13 protein-coding genes and 2 pseudogenes are annotated in these 16,862 nt (G+C 66.8%); 14 read left to right on the forward strand and 1 reads right to left on the reverse strand.

All coding sequences use genetic code 11. The features are described from left to right. Positions 1–9: 9 nt before the first annotated feature. A complete protein-coding gene (locus QP164_RS01855; protein ID WP_333921938.1) occupies positions 10–261 on the reverse strand; it encodes a hypothetical protein in 252 nt (83 codons plus the stop codon). A 155-nt stretch (positions 262–416) separates the two neighbouring features. Between QP164_RS01855 and QP164_RS01860 the strand changes: the two genes are divergently transcribed. From QP164_RS01860 to murB, 14 genes and pseudogenes are all read left to right on the forward strand, one after another. After that, positions 417–1,385, forward strand: a complete 969-nt coding sequence (locus tag QP164_RS01860) for a cysteine synthase A (RefSeq protein WP_277982334.1) — start codon at positions 417–419, stop codon at positions 1,383–1,385. Between the two features lie 59 nt (positions 1,386–1,444). Further along, complete coding sequence (locus tag QP164_RS01865; RefSeq protein ID WP_243693430.1) at positions 1,445–1,714, forward strand: hypothetical protein; 270 nt, start codon at positions 1,445–1,447, stop codon at positions 1,712–1,714. A gap of 1,085 nt (positions 1,715–2,799) precedes the next feature. After that, on the forward strand, positions 2,800–3,309 hold the full coding sequence (locus tag QP164_RS01870; RefSeq protein WP_333921939.1) for a division/cell wall cluster transcriptional repressor MraZ: 510 nt from the start codon (positions 2,800–2,802) through the stop codon (positions 3,307–3,309). Beyond that, positions 3,296–4,245, forward strand: a pseudogene (gene rsmH, locus QP164_RS01875) (16S rRNA (cytosine(1402)-N(4))-methyltransferase RsmH). The gene QP164_RS01870 and the pseudogene rsmH overlap by 14 nt, the downstream one beginning before the upstream one ends. Next, positions 4,242–4,931 carry a hypothetical protein gene (locus QP164_RS01880; protein WP_056060249.1) on the forward strand — a complete coding sequence of 230 codons (690 nt, stop codon included), beginning with the start codon at positions 4,242–4,244 and terminating at the stop codon, positions 4,929–4,931. The pseudogene rsmH and the gene QP164_RS01880 overlap by 4 nt, the downstream one beginning before the upstream one ends. Further along, positions 4,928–6,646 carry a peptidoglycan D,D-transpeptidase FtsI family protein gene (locus QP164_RS01885; RefSeq protein WP_333921940.1) on the forward strand — a complete coding sequence of 573 codons (1,719 nt, stop codon included), beginning with the start codon at positions 4,928–4,930 and terminating at the stop codon, positions 6,644–6,646. The genes QP164_RS01880 and QP164_RS01885 overlap by 4 nt, the downstream gene beginning before the upstream one ends. A gap of 10 nt (positions 6,647–6,656) precedes the next feature. Beyond that, complete coding sequence (locus QP164_RS01890) at positions 6,657–8,072, forward strand: UDP-N-acetylmuramoyl-L-alanyl-D-glutamate--2,6-diaminopimelate ligase (RefSeq protein ID WP_333921941.1); 1,416 nt, start codon at positions 6,657–6,659, stop codon at positions 8,070–8,072. A 125-nt stretch (positions 8,073–8,197) separates the two neighbouring features. After that, positions 8,198–9,589, forward strand: a complete 1,392-nt coding sequence (locus QP164_RS01895; protein WP_333921942.1) for a UDP-N-acetylmuramoyl-tripeptide--D-alanyl-D-alanine ligase — start codon at positions 8,198–8,200, stop codon at positions 9,587–9,589. Beyond that, complete coding sequence (gene mraY / locus QP164_RS01900) at positions 9,590–10,660, forward strand: phospho-N-acetylmuramoyl-pentapeptide-transferase (RefSeq protein WP_332797461.1); 1,071 nt, start codon at positions 9,590–9,592, stop codon at positions 10,658–10,660. It abuts the gene before it with no gap. 267 nt (positions 10,661–10,927) lie between these two features. Continuing rightward, complete coding sequence (murD, locus tag QP164_RS01905; RefSeq protein ID WP_333924157.1) at positions 10,928–12,055, forward strand: UDP-N-acetylmuramoyl-L-alanine--D-glutamate ligase; 1,128 nt, start codon at positions 10,928–10,930, stop codon at positions 12,053–12,055. A gap of 65 nt (positions 12,056–12,120) precedes the next feature. Beyond that, positions 12,121–13,302 (forward strand): FtsW/RodA/SpoVE family cell cycle protein, encoded by a 1,182-nt coding sequence (locus QP164_RS01910; protein WP_435368401.1) that lies wholly within the window; start codon positions 12,121–12,123, stop codon positions 13,300–13,302. Beyond that, positions 13,299–14,441 (forward strand): undecaprenyldiphospho-muramoylpentapeptide beta-N-acetylglucosaminyltransferase, encoded by a 1,143-nt coding sequence (gene murG / locus QP164_RS01915; protein WP_056486645.1) that lies wholly within the window; start codon positions 13,299–13,301, stop codon positions 14,439–14,441. Before QP164_RS01910 ends, murG begins: the two co-directional genes overlap by 4 nt. Then, complete coding sequence (murC, locus tag QP164_RS01920; protein ID WP_133018789.1) at positions 14,438–15,856, forward strand: UDP-N-acetylmuramate--L-alanine ligase; 1,419 nt, start codon at positions 14,438–14,440, stop codon at positions 15,854–15,856. Before murG ends, murC begins: the two co-directional genes overlap by 4 nt. A gap of 50 nt (positions 15,857–15,906) precedes the next feature. After that, positions 15,907–16,836: pseudogene (gene murB / locus QP164_RS01925) on the forward strand (UDP-N-acetylmuramate dehydrogenase); the annotation flags it as partial. Between the last annotated feature and the right edge of the window lie 26 nt (positions 16,837–16,862).

Here is a 16,862-nt window from a genome sequence, read left to right on the forward strand (position 1 = left end):
CGTCAAGGCTTATGGCCTTTCGTTCGCCCAGACGTTCGCCGCGCCGATTTTGCCTGACGACGAGCCGTGGCGTTTTCGCGACGGCGGCGTCACCGGATATGGGGCGGCACGAAATCCGGCGTGTCGCCAAACAGAATCGATCCGGTCGTCGAGCACCGCGATCGGCGTCATCAGATGCGCGGCGATCAACGTCTCGCCAAGTCCGTCGAGGAGGTGCAGCGCTTCGTCGAGAAGCGCGCGGACGTTCAGATACGGTTCCACGATGCTTTGCCTCCGCCCAGAGATGAGGCGCCGATGTAACATAGATCAAGCGGGAGACCTAAATTCGGCGGTCGATGGGTTCATGCGGTCGGCGGTTTGATACGACAAAGTTTCGCTCGCTTGCCCGGTGTCGCTCGGGACGCCACATATGCTCCATGCAAACGACACCCGACACGCTCGCCCTTATCGGCAACACCCCGCTCGTCCGGCTGAAGGGACCCAGCGACGCCACCGGCTGCGACATCTTCGGCAAGTGCGAATACGCCAATCCCGGTGCGTCGGTGAAGGATCGCGCGGCGCTGTTCATCGTCGAGGACGCCGAGCAGCGCGGCTTGCTCCAGCCCGGCGGCACGATCGTCGAGGGAACGGCGGGCAATACCGGGATCGGGCTCGCGCTGGTCGCCAATGCGAAGGGCTACAAGACGATCATCGTCATGCCCGAGACGCAGAGCCGCGAGAAGATGGACACCCTGCGTGCGTTGAATGCCGAACTCGTGCTCGTCCCGGCCGCGGCCTTCTCCTCGCCCTGCCATTTCGTCCACACCTCGCGGCGGATCGCCGAGGAGACGCCGGGGGCGGTGTGGGCGAACCAGTTCGACAACACCGCCAACCGCCGCGCGCATATCGTCGGCACCGCGGAGGAGATCTGGGCGCAGATGGAAGGCCGCATCGACGGCTTCACCTGCGCTGCAGGAACCGGCGGGACGATCGCCGGCGTCGGGCTCGGGTTGAAGGCGAAGGACGAGAATGTCTGCATCGCGCTGACCGACCCGCACGGCGCGGCGCTCTATAACTATTATGCGCATGGCGAGCTGAAGTCCGAGGGATCGTCGGTCGCCGAAGGGATCGGGCAGGGGCGGATCACCGCCAATCTCGAAGGCGCGCCGATCGACACGCAGTTCCGGATTTCGGATCAGGAGGGCTATGCCTGGGTCCGCCGTCTGCTCGACGAGGAGGGGCTGTGCCTCGGGCTGTCGTCAGGGATCAACGTCGCGGGTGCGGTGGCGCTGGCGCGGCATCTGGGACCAGGCAAGCGGATCGCGACGATTTTGTGCGACACCGGATTCCGCTACCTGTCGACCTTGTACGACCCGGCGTGGCGTGAAGCGAAGGGGCTCGGATGAGCGACGGCACGCGCGGGAATCGACAGCGGCGCGGTGGTCGGGTATCCTGGCGCGGCAAGATGAAGCTAAACCATGAACCCTCGCAGAGCATGCAGCGCATCAAGGTCGGGATGATCGGCCTGGCTGCGGTCGTGCTTCTGATCGGCCTTGCGAGTGCGATCATCGGATCGGCCAGCCGCGAGCGTCCGGTCGCGACCGCGGGGACGGCGCAAGCGGATGTGGTGGCGAACATGGCGGTCTCGAACGTGATCGATACGAAGAGCGCGGGGGAGCCTTTGGCCGAGATGGGCGTGGCCCCGAGCGCGAACGCCCAGGCGCCTGCGCCATAGGGTTTGCGCCTGATGTTGTGACCGCAATTTCGGTTTAGCGGGCCTCGCGATCGATTTGAAACGCCTTCTCGATCCGTTGGTGAACGGTTGCGCCAGATCTGACGCTGACTCGTCGCTCGATCAGCCCAGTGCCCCGATCCAGCCCGCGGCCTTGGCCCGGTTCGTCGCCACGGCCCGTCTTGTCACGTCACCCACCATCCGTCACCCCAGCGAAAGCTGGGGTATCCCGTGGGGCAAATGATGCGCGCCTCACGAGGAGACCCCAGCTTTCGCTGGGGTGACGGGTGGTTGGGTGACGGCGTGGTTGAGTGACGGGTGGTTGGGTGACGGATGGATGGGTGAGGCCATGGCCGGGTGAGACCTGGCTAAGTAAGTGATGGCCGGGTGACGTCGCAGCCCGGCTCGTCACCTAGGCCTAGCTCGTCACCCCAGCGAAAGCTGGGGTCTCCCGCGAGGCAGACGACGCACGCCTTACGATGCGACCCCAGCTTTCGCTGGGGTGACGGATGGTTGGGGTGACGGATGGCGGGGTGGTGGCGTGGTTGGGTGACGGCGTGGCCGGGTGGCGGCATGGCCGGGTGAGACATGGCTGGGTGAGGGCATGGCCGGGTGACGTCGCGGCCCGGTTCGTCACCTCGACCTAGCTCGTCACCTAGGCCTAGCTCGTCACTCCAGCGAAAGCTGGGGTCTCCCGCGGGGCAGATGGCGCACGCCTTGCGATGAGACCCCAGCTTTCGCTGGGGTGACGGATTTTTGGGTGATGGTGGCTGGGTGAGGGCGGACCTGGGCGACGGGGTACGCTGGCTTGCACGCACCGATATAACCCTATCCCCGAAAATCCCCCGCTCAGATCGCCACCACCACGCCGATGGAATCCGATCTGCACGGAATTCCTCCAAACCGACGCGCGAAACTCGTCGCAAATCCCTACAATCCCCAAAAATCCCGTTGCGTCCCCGAAGCTCTATGGTAGATGGAGGTTAATACAGGGGCACGTTCACCGTTAGCTGAAAGCGCGGTCGGGACGCGGCGATGGCCGCGTTTCGAGATGGTGAAGCGTGTGCGCCATTTCGAAGGGTTTTGGCGTGTCGGTACGGGGTCGCTATCAAGGAGACGGTATCGGCCTTGTCGACGACAAGGGCCGGGTAGCCATCCCCTCGGCACTCCGCACGATGCTCTCGGCAAATGCGCCCAAGGCGAACGGCAAGGACGGCGGGACCATCATCATCGGCGCGCATCAGAAGAATCGCTGCCTGGTCGCGTATGATCCCGGTTACGTCGACATCCTCGCCGAGCGCCTCGATCGCCGCGAATCCGAGAACACGTCCGAGAACGGTGAATACGACTACAACATCAAGCGCGCCGCCGCGTCGGGCGAAGCGGTGCCGTTCGATGGCTCCGGTCGCTTCATCATGCCGGCGTTCCCGCGCTTCTACGCCGGCATCAAGGGCCATGCGTTCTTCTATGGCGTGCTCGACTATATCGAGATCTGGGACCCCGCGACGCTGATCGCCACCGACGGCATGCCCCCCGTCGTCAAGGAGATGGCGCGCTTTTACATGGCCGAGAAGGGGTGCAGCTGTGAGCGGCCCTGATGCTCCGCATATCCCCGTCCTGCTCGACGAAGTCCTGGCCGCGCTTTCCCCTGAGCCCGGCGAGACGATGGTCGACGGCACGTTCGGCGCAGGCGGCTACACGCTGGCGTTGCTCAAGTCGGGCGCGCGGATCGTCGCGTTCGACCGCGATCCAGACGCGATCGCCAATGGTCGCGCGATGGAAGAGGCCGAGGAAGGCCTGACGCTGATCGCCGCGGACTTCTCGGCGATGGCATCCGAACTCGAAGCGCGTGGCCTCGCGCCGGTGGACGGCGTGACGCTCGATATCGGCGTGTCGTCGATGCAGCTCGACCAGGCCGAGCGCGGCTTCTCGTTCCAGTCGGATGGCCCGCTCGACATGCGGATGGCGCAGGCCGGCATGTCGGCGGCGGATTTCGTCAACGAGGCGGACGAGAACGAGATCGCCGACGTGCTGTACCAATATGGCGACGAGCCGAAGTCGCGGCGTGTCGCGCGTGCGATCGTCGCCGCGCGTCCGCTGACCCGCACCGGCGAGCTGGCGCACATCGTCCGCCGTGCGCTCGGCTACAAGGCGCACGACAAGAAGGATCCAGCGACGCGGGCGTTCCAGGCGATCCGGATCCATGTGAACCGTGAGCTGGGCGAACTCGCCGACGGATTGCTGGCGGCCGAGCGCGTGCTGAAGCCCGGCGGGCGCCTGGCCATCGTGACGTTCCACAGCCTCGAGGACCGGATGGTGAAGCGCTTCCTGCGCACGCGGTCCGGGGCTCTCCTTCAGGTTCGCGTCATCTTCCGCAGGTGAAAGCCGTTGCGGAACCTAGTTTTTCTCATGTCGGCCGCGGTGTTCGCGCCGGCGAGGCCGAGATCGCACGCAACCCGCGTGCGCGCTCGGCGACATTACGGACGGCGCGGCGGACCTCCGCGCAACCCTGGACGGAAGAGGTGACGACATGACGGCGGCGTATCGGATGAAGGGTGTGGGCTGGTTCGGGGGCTGCGTGGCCGTCGTGCTCGGTTTCTACCTCGTGTCGCTGCAGGTCGCCGCCGAGCGCAAGAAGCTGGAGGCGGTCAATGGTCAGATACGCTCCGCGCAGCGCGACATCCGTGCGCTCGAGACCGAGTTCGACACGCGGGGCAACCTCGCGCAGCTCGAGCGCTGGAACGGCGACACGCTGGCGCTGTCGGCGCCGACCGCGGGGCAGTTCGTCGTGAGCGAGGCCGCGCTCGCGGCGCTCGACGTCAACAGCCTGCGCGCCGACGGGGTCCAGACCGCCGCGCTGCTCGTGCCGTCGGGGGCGGGGTCCGTCGTCTCCACGTCGATCGTGCCGGTCACCGCTGCTCCTGCCGTGGTGAAGCTTGCTCCGGTGCAGATGGCGCAGGTTAGCGCACCGCGCGCGATGAACGTCGCGATCCAGGCTGCTTCGAAGACCGCGCTCAAGCCGGTCGTGATCCGCGCGTCGGTGTCGACGCCGCGCTCGGCCGAGGCCGCGCTGGTCCGCGCCGCCAAGACCGAACGCCTCGCCGCCGTCGCGAAGGTCCGCCCGCAGGCGGTTGCGATGCTCGACCGCAAGCTCCTGTCCGACACGACGCTGGGCGACATCATGAGCGGCGCTCGCTCCGAGAGCCGTAAGCGGCGGTGACCGCCTTGGTCGCCCGGCCCGTCTCGCAGCAACGTAGCGCCAACCAGCGTCATGCACTGGTGGCGACGGCGCATACGCGCCTGATGATGCTGATGTTCCTGTTCGGAGCGGCGGTGCTGGTGGTGGTCGGGCGGCTCGGGATGCTGGCGGTGCAGGCGTCGCTCGCCGATCCGCAGGCGCGCTCGGCGGCGATTGCGGCACGCGGCGACATCGTCGATCGCAACGGCGCGCCCTTGGCGCGGACGATCGACGCTTGGACGATCGCGGTGCATCCCAAGAAACTGATCGGCGACCCGACCGAGATCGCCAGCAAGCTTGCCGCGCTGATGCCCGAGGCGGGCGACCAAGCGCATTATTATGCGCTGCTGACGTCGGGGAAGAGCTTCATCTATCTCCAGCGACGCGCGTCGCCGGCGCTGGTCGAGCAGGTCAACGCGATCGGCGAGCCCGCGATCGTGTTCGACCGCGACACGCAGCGGCTGTACCCGCAGTCGACGATGGCGGCGCATGCGCTCGGCTTCCTGTCGACCGCGGGCCACGGCATGAGCGGGATGGAGCGCGTGCTCGACGAGCGGCTGACCAACCCGGCGCTCAACGGTACGCCGGTCGCGCTGTCGCTCGACAACCGCGTCCAGGCGGCGATGGAGAGCGAACTCGGCCGCGCGATGACGACGTTTTCCGCGCGTGGTGCAGGCGGCATCGTCCTCGACGTCGCGACCGGCGAAGTGATCGCGATGGTCTCGTTGCCCACGTTCAACCCCAACCGCGTTGGCATGTCGGGCAGCGAACAGCTCCGCAACATCACGACGCAGAGCGTGTTCGAGCTTGGCTCGACGTTCAAGCCGATCACGATGGCGACCGCGATGGATACCGGCGTGGTGACGTCGTTCGCGCGGCGCTTCGATGCGACCCATCCGCTTCAGGTCGGGCGCTTCACGATCCACGACGAGCGCGGCGATCCGAAGCGCTGGCTGAACATGGCCGAGACACTGATCTACTCGTCGAACATCGCCACTGCGCGTGTCGCCGACGAGGTCGGGCCTGCGAAGATGCAGGCGATGTTCAAGAAACTTGGCTTCGATACCAAGCCCGATATCGAACTGCGCGAGAAGGGCCGTCCGTTGTGGCCGAAATACTGGGCGCGGACGACGACGATGACCACCGCCTATGGCCACGGCATCGCGGTGACACCGCTGCATCTGGCGAGCGCGTATGCGGCGCTGGTCAATGGCGGGATCTGGCGGCCGGCGACGTTGCTGAAGGTCGCGCCGGGGCATGCGGTTGCCGGTCGTCGCGTCATCAGCGAGCAGACCAGCGCGCGGATGCGGCAGATGCTGCGGCTGATCGTGCAGCGCGGCACGGGTCGCAAGGGCGATGCGCCCGGCTACCGCGTCGGTGGCAAGACCGGGACGGCCGAGGCCGCTGTGTCGGGCGGGTATGATCATTCGCGCAACGTCGCGACGTTTGCCGCGGCGTTTCCGATGGATGGACCACGGTATGTCGTGCTCGCGATGCTCGATTCTCCGCTCGGCACCAAGGAGACAGGCGGGTGGAAGACTGCGGCGTACAACACCGCACCAGTCGTCGGACGGACGATCTCGCGCGTCGGGGCGATCCTGGGCGTGGTGCCCGACGCGCACCGCGACATCGACGAGTCTGACATCCTGCCGACTTTGTGGCAGGACCCGTCGCGTACACAGCCGACCGGGCAATGAGGACTATTGCATGAAACTCGCAGCGCTGACCGACGGGACGGAAGAAGCGCAGGTGACGGGGTTCGCGATCGATCACCGCAAGGTCGCGCCGGGCACGGTGTTCGGCGCATTCGAAGGCGCGCGCGTGAATGGCGAGGATTTCATCGCCGACGCGGTCCGGTCTGGAGCCATTGCCGTGGTGGCGCGGCCTGGGCTGACGGTCGAGGGTGCGACGTACATCGCCGACTGGAATCCTCGGGAGCGGTTCGCGCAATTGGCCGCAAAGTTCTTCGCGCCGTTTCCCGAGACTTCGGTGGCGATTACCGGGACCAACGGGAAGACGTCCTGCGTTGAGATGACCCGGCAGCTTTGGCGGATGGCGGGATTCCACGCGGCCTCGATCGGCACTCTTGGCGTTACGACCGCCGATGAGCGCGTCACGACCGGACTGACGACCCCGGACGTGGTGACGTTCCTGTCGAACGTGGCGGGGCTCGCGCGGGAGGGCGTCACGCATCTGGCGTTCGAGGCGTCGAGCCACGGGCTGACGCAGTATCGGACCGAGGGGCTCAAGGTGGCCGCGGCGGCGTTCACGAACCTCAGCCGCGACCATCTCGACTATCACGGCGACATGGCGGCGTACTTCACCGCCAAGATCCGGTTGTTCTCCGAAGTGCTGTCGACGGACGGCGCTGCGGTGGTGTGGGCGGATGATCCGCAATCGGCGCGGGTGATCGATCTGGCGCGGGAGCGTGGCAACCGGCTGATCACGGTTGGGACGCAGGGCGAGACGTTGCGGCTGGTCGGGCGCGATCCTACTTTGCTGGGGCAGGGGCTGACGATCGAGGCTGATGGCCAGACGTACAAGGTCACCTTGCCGCTGATTGGCGCCTACCAGGCGGCGAACGCGTTGGTGTCGGCCGGGCTGGTGATTGCGACCGGTGGTGACGTGGCCGCGACGATCGCCAACCTCGCGCGGTTGCAGCCGGTGCGTGGGCGGCTGGAGCGGGCAGTAATCGCGAAGTCGGGTGCCCCGGTCTACGTCGACTATGCCCACACCCCGGACGCGTTGGAAGCCGCGATCGCCGCGCTCAAACCGCATGCTGGCGGAAAGCTGATCGTGGTGTTCGGTGCGGGCGGCGACCGCGACACCGGCAAGCGCGAAACGATGGGGCAGGTCGCGGTGCAACACGCCGACCGCGTGATCGTCACCGACGACAACCCCCGGACCGAGGACGCGCGCGCGATCCGCTGCGACGTCCTGAAGGGCGCGCGCGGGGCTGAAGAGATTGGCGACCGGCGCGCGGCGATCGGCGCTGCGGTGCGGGAGGCCGGGCCGGAGGATATCGTGCTGATCGCGGGCAAGGGGCATGAGCAGGGGCAGATCGTCGGGGACATGGTGCTGCCGTTCGACGACGTGACGGTGGCGCGGGAGTGTGCGGCGTGAGGGGTACGACGTCGTCATTCCCCTCCCGCTTGCGGGAGGGGCTAGGGAGGGCACGACGTACGTACTGGCGTCCGGTCTGTTTTGTCAGCCCCTCCCCGACCCCTCCCGCAGGCGGGAGGGGAGCAGTGAGTCTCTGGACCTCGGCCGAGATCGCAGCGGCTACCGGTGGTGTGGCGTCTGGTGACTTCGCCGTCACTGGCGTTGCGTTCGACTCGCGCGAAGTTGGGCCCGGCGATCTCTTTGTTGCGATGAAGGGCGAGGCCAGCGACGGACACCTGTTCCTCGATCAGGCCTTCGCACAAGGCGCGGCGGGCGCGATCGTCTCCGAACCCTGCGACCACCCGCACGTGCTCGTGGCGGACAGTTTTGCCGCATTAAACGCGCTTGGCGCCGCCAGCCGCGCGCGCTCGTCCGCGAAGATCATCGGCGTGACTGGTTCGGTCGGGAAGACCAGCGCCAAGGAAGCGCTGTTCGCCTGCCTCGACCGCGCAGCCCCCGGCGAGGTCCATCGGTCGGTCAAGAGCTACAACAACCACACCGGCGTCCCGCTCAGCCTCGCCCGCATGCCGCGCGACGCGAAGTTCGGCGTGTTCGAGATGGGGATGAACCATGCCGGCGAACTCGCCGAGTTGACCCAGCTCGTCCGGCCGCACATCGCGATGATCACCGCGATCGCGCCCGCGCATACCGCGTTCTTCCCCGACGAAAGCGCGATCGCCGATGCGAAGGGGGAGATCTTTGCCGGACTCGAACCGGGCGGAACGGCGATCGTGCCTTATGACAGCCCTCACCGCGATCGGCTGCTCGGCCATGCTGCGCCACATGCCGCGCACATCGTCACGTTCGGCAGCGAGAAGGGCGCCGATGTCCGCGCGATTGAAGCGATGCGGCTGCCGACCGGCGGGACGTTCGTCACTGCGCGGATGGGGCAGGGGGCGGAGCATGAGCTGAGCTTCACGATCGCGCACCCCGGCGCGCACTGGGTGTCCAATGCGCTTGGCGTGCTGGCGTGCGTGCAGGCAGCCGGGGGCGACCTCGGGCTGGCCGGGCTCGCGCTGGCCGAGCTTGGTGGGCTGCAAGGTCGCGGCGCGCGGTCGCTCGTCGAGGTCGGCGAAGGCCAGGCGGTGGTGATCGACGAGAGCTATAATGCCAACCCGGCCTCGATGCGCGCGACGCTCAGCGTGCTCGGTCACGAGCCGGGCCGGCACATCGCAGTGCTCGGCGAGATGCGCGAGCTGGGCGAGGGCTCGGACGACTATCACTCCGCCCTGGCCGAGCCCATTCTCGCCGCGCGCGTCGAAATGGCGCTGCTCGTCGGTGAAGCGATGGCACCGTTAGCGCAGGTGCTTGAGGGACAGATTGAAACCGTCCATGTGGGCGACGCTGCGGCCGCGCTCGCGTCGTTACGGACGATCCTGGCGCCGGGCGATGTCGTGCTCGTCAAGGGATCGAACGGGGTTGGCCTCACGCGCGTCGTAGCGGGTCTCCAGGCTGGCCTCAAAGGCGGGATTAACTGAATGTTGTACTGGCTCGCCGAGCATCTGGGGTTTCCCGGCCTGCTGAACCTCATCCGTTACCAGACGGTGCGGACCGGCGGTGCCGTCGCGACCGCGCTGATCATCGGCCTTATCATCGGGCCGAAGTTCATCGGCTGGTTGCGCGTGCGGCAGGGCAAGGGGCAGCCGATCCGCGCTGACGGTCCGCAGACGCATCTGTCGAAGCGCGGCACGCCGACGATGGGCGGGCTGATGATTCTGACCTCGATGTGCCTCGCGATCTTCCTGTGGATGGACCTGAGCAACCCGTATGTGTGGGCGTGCGTGTTCGTGACGCTCGGCTTCGGGACAATCGGGTTCCTCGACGACTACGACAAGGTGCGCAAAGCCAGCACCGCGGGGATCAGCGGGCGGACGCGTCTGCTGCTCGAGTTCGCGATCGCCGGGATCGCCGCGACGATCATCATGTCGCAGAACGGCCCGCATCTGTATCTGCCGTTTACATCGCGCATGTACCTGGATCTCGGCTGGTTCTTCCCGGTGTTCGCGGCGTTCACGATCGTGTCGTTCGGCAATGCGGTGAACCTGACCGATGGGCTCGACGGGCTGGCGACGATGCCGGTGATCATCGCCAGCGTCGCGTTCATGGTGATCGTGTACCTGGTCGGGAACGTGAAGTTCGCGGATTACCTCGGCATTCCGCATGTCCCTCGCGCGGGTGAACTGGCGATATTCTGCGGAGCGATCGTCGGCGCGGGGCTCGCGTTCCTGTGGTTCAATGCGCCGCCGGCCGCAGTGTTCATGGGCGATACCGGGAGCCTCGCGCTCGGCGGTGCGCTGGGGACGATCGCGGTCGTCGCGCATCACGAGATCGTCCTGGGGATCATCGGCGGGCTGTTCGTTATCGAGGCGCTGTCGGTGATCATCCAGGTGTTCTTCTACAAGCGGACCGGCAAGCGCGTGTTCCGGATGGCGCCGATCCACCATCATTTCGAACAGCTTGGCTGGGCCGAGGCGACCGTCGTGATCCGGTTCTGGATCATCGCGCTGGTGCTGGCGCTGGTCGGCCTCTCGACGTTGAAGTTGCGGTGATTATTGCGAAGGCCTGGCGCGGGAAACGCTATGCGGTGCTGGGGCTGGCGCGGTCTGGGGCTGCGACTGTGCGGGCGCTTGTTGCTGGTGAGGCGAGCGTTGTTGCTTGGGATTCGGATGAGGCTCGGCGTGACGAAATCCTCCCCGGTACGGGGAGGGGGACCAGCTCTGCTGGTGGAGGGGGCTGTTCCGGGCGTTACGCTTGCGGATGGCCCCCTCCACCCCCAGCCTGAGGCTGGCGGTCCCCCTCCCCGTGCCGGGGAGGATTTGATCGTCGCACCGCTGGAGGACCTTTCGGGGTTCGACGCTTTGGTCGTGTCGCCGGGGGTGCCGCTTAACACGCATCCGCTTGCCGCCGCGGCGCGCGCGGCAGGCGTCCCCGTCGTCGGCGACATCGAACTCTTCGCGCAGGCCCGAGCCGACCTTCCCCCGCACAAGGTCGTCGGCATCACCGGCACCAACGGCAAGTCGACTACCACCGCGCTCGTCCACCACATCCTCAAGACCGCCGGCATCCCCACGCTGATGGGCGGCAATATCGGCCTGCCGATCCTCGAACAGGAAGCGCTCCCCGAGGGCGGCGTCTACGTGCTCGAACTGTCGAGCTACCAGATCGACCTGACGCAGACGCTCGATTGCGACGTCGCGGTGCTGCTCAACATCACGCCGGATCATCTCGATCGGTATGACGGGTTCGAAGGCTATGCGGCGTCCAAGGCGCGGCTGTTCGCGATGCAGTCGGCCGAGCATGACGCGGTCATCGGCATCGGCGATGCGCCGTCTGCGCAGATCGCGCGCGGGCTGTCGGCGAAGAGCGAGCATCTCACCAAGATCGCGCCGGGCGTATGCCTGTTCCAAGGCAATTGGCCCGCGCTCCAGGGGCCGCACAACGCGCAGAACGCGCTCGCCGCGATTGCCGTCGTGAAGGCGCTGAGCGTGAGCGAGGTCGATATCGATCGTGGCCTCACCAGTTTCACCGGCCTGCCGCACCGCATGCAGCAGATCGCCTCGTATGGCGGCGTCGCCTATGTCGACGACAGCAAGGCGACCAATCCCGAGAGCACCGCGCCGGCTTTGGCTGCGTTCGACCGGGTCCACTGGATCGTCGGCGGCCGCGCGAAGGGCGACGACCTCGACGCCTGCAAGCCCGCCTTCGGCCACGTCGTCCACGCCTACACGATCGGCGAGGCTGGCCCGAAGTTCGCCGAGATTTTGAAAGATTCTATGCCCGTCGAGAACGTCGGCACGCTCGACGCTGCCGTCCGAGCCGCCGCCGCAAACGCCAAGCCCGGCGACACGGTGTTGTTATCCCCCGCTTGTGCTAGCTTCGACCAGTTTCGCGATTACGAAGCACGCGGGGCGGCGTTCCGCGCTGCGGTGGAGTCGCTGGCATGACCGATATGCGCGCTGGGACCATGGATATGGGTGTGTCCGGACAGAAGAACGGGATCGTCGCGAAGATGAAGCGACGCGGCGGGCGCGGCGACCAGTCGCCGCTCGGCACGTGGTTCTGGGATATCGACCGGATGCTGCTGCTGCTGACGCTGTTCCTGATCGCGATCGGGCTGATCGCGGTCGCGGCGGCGTCCCCGGCGAGCGCGGTCCGCTATTCGGGCGAGCATCACAAGATCGCGCCGCTTTATTATTTCTGGCGGCAGTTGATGTGGGTCGGCGTGTCGCTGCCGGTGCTGTTCGGCGTGTCGATGATGCCCGTCTCGATGGCACGGCGGATGGCGATCGGCGGGTGTGCGCTGTTCGTGCTGATGCTGATGGTGACGCCGTTCATCGGGGTCGAGGCGAACGGCGCGCGGCGTTGGCTCGGCGTCGGGTTCGCGCAGTTTCAGCCGTCGGAGTTCCTGAAGCCGCTATTTATCGTCACGGTCGCGTGGCTGTTGTCGCTGCGTGCGAAGGATGCCGAACTGCCGACCGTGCTGATCACCGGCGCGATGACCGCAGGCGTCGCGGTGCTGCTGATGCTGCAACCCGATTTCGGCCAGACGATCATCTTCTGCACGGTGTGGATGACGCTGCTAATGATCGCGGGGACGCCGGCCAAGGTGCTGTTCGGGCTGATGGCGATGGCGCCGGCGGGACTGATCGCCGCGTATGTGTTCTACGGCGTGGCACGGTCGCGGATCGATGCGTTCCTGTTTCCCGGTGTCGAGGGCGAGGGCGCGGGCGACCATTTCCAGACGAATGCCGCGCATAATACGCTGACCGCGGGCGGCTGGACCGGGACCGGGCCGGGTGCTGGCGCGGCGAAGTTCGGGCTGCCCGAGGCGCATACCGACTATATCTTCTCGGTGATCGGCGAGGAATTCGGGCTGATCGCGTGTTCGGTGATCGCGGTGATCTTTCTCGCGATCGTCGTGCGCGTGTTCGTCAAGCTGCTGGACGAGCAGGATGAGTTCAAGCTGCTGGCCTCCGCCGGGCTCGCGACGCAGTTCGGCGCGCAGGCTCTGGTGAGCATGGCGGTGAACACCGGTCTCGCGCCATCAAAGGGTATGACGCTGCCGTTCATCAGCTATGGCGGGTCGTCGATGATCGCTTTGTCGGTCGGCATGGGGTTGCTGCTGGCGTTTACCCGGCGCAATCCGTTTCTCACGCGGAGCCCCTATGTCGTCCGCTGGAGTGGTGAATGAGTAAGCATTACGTCCTCGCAGCCGGTGGCACGGGCGGACACATGGTCCCGGCAGCGGCGCTCGCGGCCGAACTGACCAAGCGTGGCCACCGCGTCGCGCTGGTCAGCGACGCGCGCGGCGTGCGCTTTCCGGGGCTGTTCGAGGACATCCAGACGCATGTCCTGCCGGCTGGACGCTTTACCGGCGGGCCGCTTGGGTGGGCGCGAGCGACGCGGGAGATGTGGCGCGGGCGGGCGATGGCGCGCGAGCTGTACCGGACGTTCAAGCCCGCTGCGGTGATCGGGTTTGGCGGCTATCCTGCGTTGCCGGCGTTGCTGGCGGCGTTCGCGGACAAGATTCCGACCGCGGTGCATGAGCAGAACGCGGTGCTGGGGCGCGTGAACCGTTTCGTCGCGGGACGCGTGGATGCGATCGCGACGTCGTCCGAGCCGACCGAGCGGTTAGCGCCGAAGCTGCTGGGCAAGGCGCACCTGGTCGGCAACCCGGTGCGCGAGGCGGTGCTGGCGCTGCGCTCGCGACCGTATCCGCTGCTGGAGGAAGATGGGATTTTTCGCGTGCTCGTGACGGGTGGGAGCCAGGGGGCGAGCATATTGTCGCAGGTCGTGCCCGACGGTCTGGCGATGCTCCCGGTGACGTTCCGGCGGCGGTTGCAGGTGACGCATCAGGCGCGGATTGAGGACATCGACGCAGTGCGTGCGAAGTACGCCGAGCATCATATTCCGGCCGAACTGGCGACGTATCTGCCCGATATGCCCGAACAGCTGGCGTGGGCGCATCTGGTGATCGCTCGCGCGGGTGCTTCGACGATTTCGGAACTGACCGCGGCGGGGCGCCCGGCGATCCTGGTGCCGCTGCCGGGTGCGACCGACGATCATCAGACCGTGAACGCGCGCGAGATCACGCGGGCGGGCGGCGCGCGGACGATCGCGCAGGGAGACTTTACCGCAGTGGAACTGGCCAAGCAGATGCAGAAACTCGGGCTCGATCCGGCGGCGTTGCAGAATGCGGCGGGGCGTGCGCGCAGTTGCGGGCGGCCGAATGCGGCGAGCGATCTGGCGGATCTGGTCGAGAGCCTGGATGCACCGTTGTCGCGGATTCCGGTCGGCGCGCCCTCCAAGCCCAAGGCGCAGTTCGCATGAAGGGCGTCGCAACGGATATCGGCACCATCCACTTCGTCGGCATCGGCGGGATCGGCATGTCGGGCATCGCCGAGGTGATGAAGAACCTCGGCTACCGCGTGCAGGGGTCGGACGTGGCCGAGGGCTATGTCGTGCAGGGGTTGCGCGACAAGGGCATCCCGGTCGCGATCGGTCACGCGGCGTCGAACATCGGCGACGCCGCGGTGGTGGTCGTCTCGACCGCGATCGTGCGCTCGAACCCTGAGGTGGAGGCGGCGCTCAACGCGCGCGTACCGGTAGTGCGGCGCGCGGAAATGCTCGCCGAACTGATGCGGTTGAAGTCGACCGTCGCGGTCGCCGGCACGCATGGGAAGACCACGACGACGTCGATGGTGGCGGCTTTGCTCGATGCGGGCGGGGTCGATCCGACGGTCATCAATGGCGGGATCATCAATTCGTACGGCTCGAACGCGCGGCTGGGCGCGAGCGACTGGATGGTGGTCGAGGCGGACGAGAGCGACGGCAGCTTCCTGCGGCTCGACGGCACGATCGCAGTCGTCACCAACATCGATCCCGAGCATCTCGACCATTACGGCTCGTTCGACGCGGTGAAAGATGCCTTCGTCGAGTTCGTTGAGAACGTGCCGTTCTATGGTGCGGCGCTGCTGTGCCTCGATCATCCGGAGGTGCAGGGGATCCTGCCGCGGGTGCGCGATCGTAGGGTCGTAACGTACGGTTTCTCGGCGCAGGCAGACGTGCGCGGGGTGGAGGTTACGCCGATCCCGGGCGGCAACCGGTTCGATTGCGTGGTGCGCGAGCGGGATGGCGCGACGCGAACGATTGCGGGGATCGAGATGCCGATGCCGGGGCGGCACAATGTGCAGAACGCGCTGGCGGCGATCGGCGTGGCGCTGGAACTGGGGATCGCGGATGCGACGATCCAGCAGGGGTTTGCCAAGTTCGGGGGCGTGAAGCGGCGGTTCACCAAGGTAGGCGAAGTGGCTGGCGTGACGATCATCGACGATTACGGCCATCACCCGGTCGAGATCCGCGCCGTGCTGGCGGCCGCGCGCGAGGGCGTGAAGGGTCGCGTGATCGCGGTCGTGCAGCCGCATCGATACTCGCGGCTTGGCAATCTGATGGAGGATTTCCAGACTGCGTTCAACGACGCGGATCGCGTGCTGGTGACGCCGGTCTACGCGGCCGGCGAGGCGCCTGTCGAAGGTGTCGATGCGGCGGCTTTGGTCGAGGGGTTGAAGCGGCGCGGGCACCGGTTCGCGGGTGTGGTCGCGGACGCGGATGCTTTGGCGGTGGAACTGGCGGCGACGATCGAGGCTGACGACATGGTCGTGTGCCTCGGCGCTGGCGACATCACGAAGTGGGCTGCCGGTCTGGCCGACGCGATCGCCGCTGAGCGCGCGAAGGTGCTGGCGTGAGTGGTGCGTCGCAGATCCTCCCCGGGACGGGGAGGGGGACCATGCAAAGCATGGTGGAGGGGCTTTCCGCGAGCGTAACGCTTTGGGCGGGCCCCCTCCACCACCTTCGGCGGTCCCCTCCCCGTGCCGGGGAGGATTTGCGCGGGTCTCTGACGGCTAATGGCAGTCTGGCGGACTTCATCTGGTTTCGTACCGGTGGCCCGGCGGAGTGGCTGGTGCGGCCTGCGGACGTTGAGGATCTGGCGGGGTTGTTGAAAGCGCTGGATCCTTCGACTCCGGTGCTGCCGGTCGGCGTCGGCTCGAACCTGATCGTGCGTGACGGTGGCGTGCCTGGGGTCGTGGTGCGACTTCCCAAGGCTATGGCGAAGGTTTCGGTACAGGATGGCCGGGTTCGCGCAGGCGCCGGGGCTATGGGGATTACCGTTGCCAGCGCCGCGCGGGATGCAGGGATTGCCGGGTTGGAGTTTCTGCGTGGGATACCGGGCACCGTTGGTGGCGCGGTGCGGATGAACGCGGGCGCTTATGGACGGGATGTCAGCGATATTCTGGTCGAGGCTACCGTGGTTACGCGGGAGGGTTCGGTCGAAGTCTGGTCCGCCGAGAAGCTCGGGTTCACCTATCGTCATTCGGACCTGCCGGCAGGCGCGGTCGTGGTCGAAGCCGTATTCTCCGGCACGCCCGGCGAGCCAGCCGTGATCGGTGCGGAGATGGATCGGATCGCGGCCGAGCGCGAGGCTTCGCAGCCGCTCCGCTCGCGCACCGGCGGGTCGACGTTCAAGAACCCCGAGGGGCACAAGGCTTGGGCGTTGATCGACGCGGCCGGGTGTCGGGGGCTGACTCGCGGCGACGCGCAGGTCAGTGAGAAACATTGCAATTTCCTGCTGAACCTCGGGTCCGCGTCGAGCGCGGAGATCGAGGCGCTGGGTGAAGAGGTACGGGACAGAGTGAAGGCGCATTCGGGGGTGACGTTGGAATGGGAAATCCAGCGGGTTGGTGAATACCTCCC

The sequence above is a fragment of the Sphingomonas sp. LR59 genome (assembly GCF_036855945.1).
GTDB lineage: Bacteria > Pseudomonadota > Alphaproteobacteria > Sphingomonadales > Sphingomonadaceae > Sphingomonas.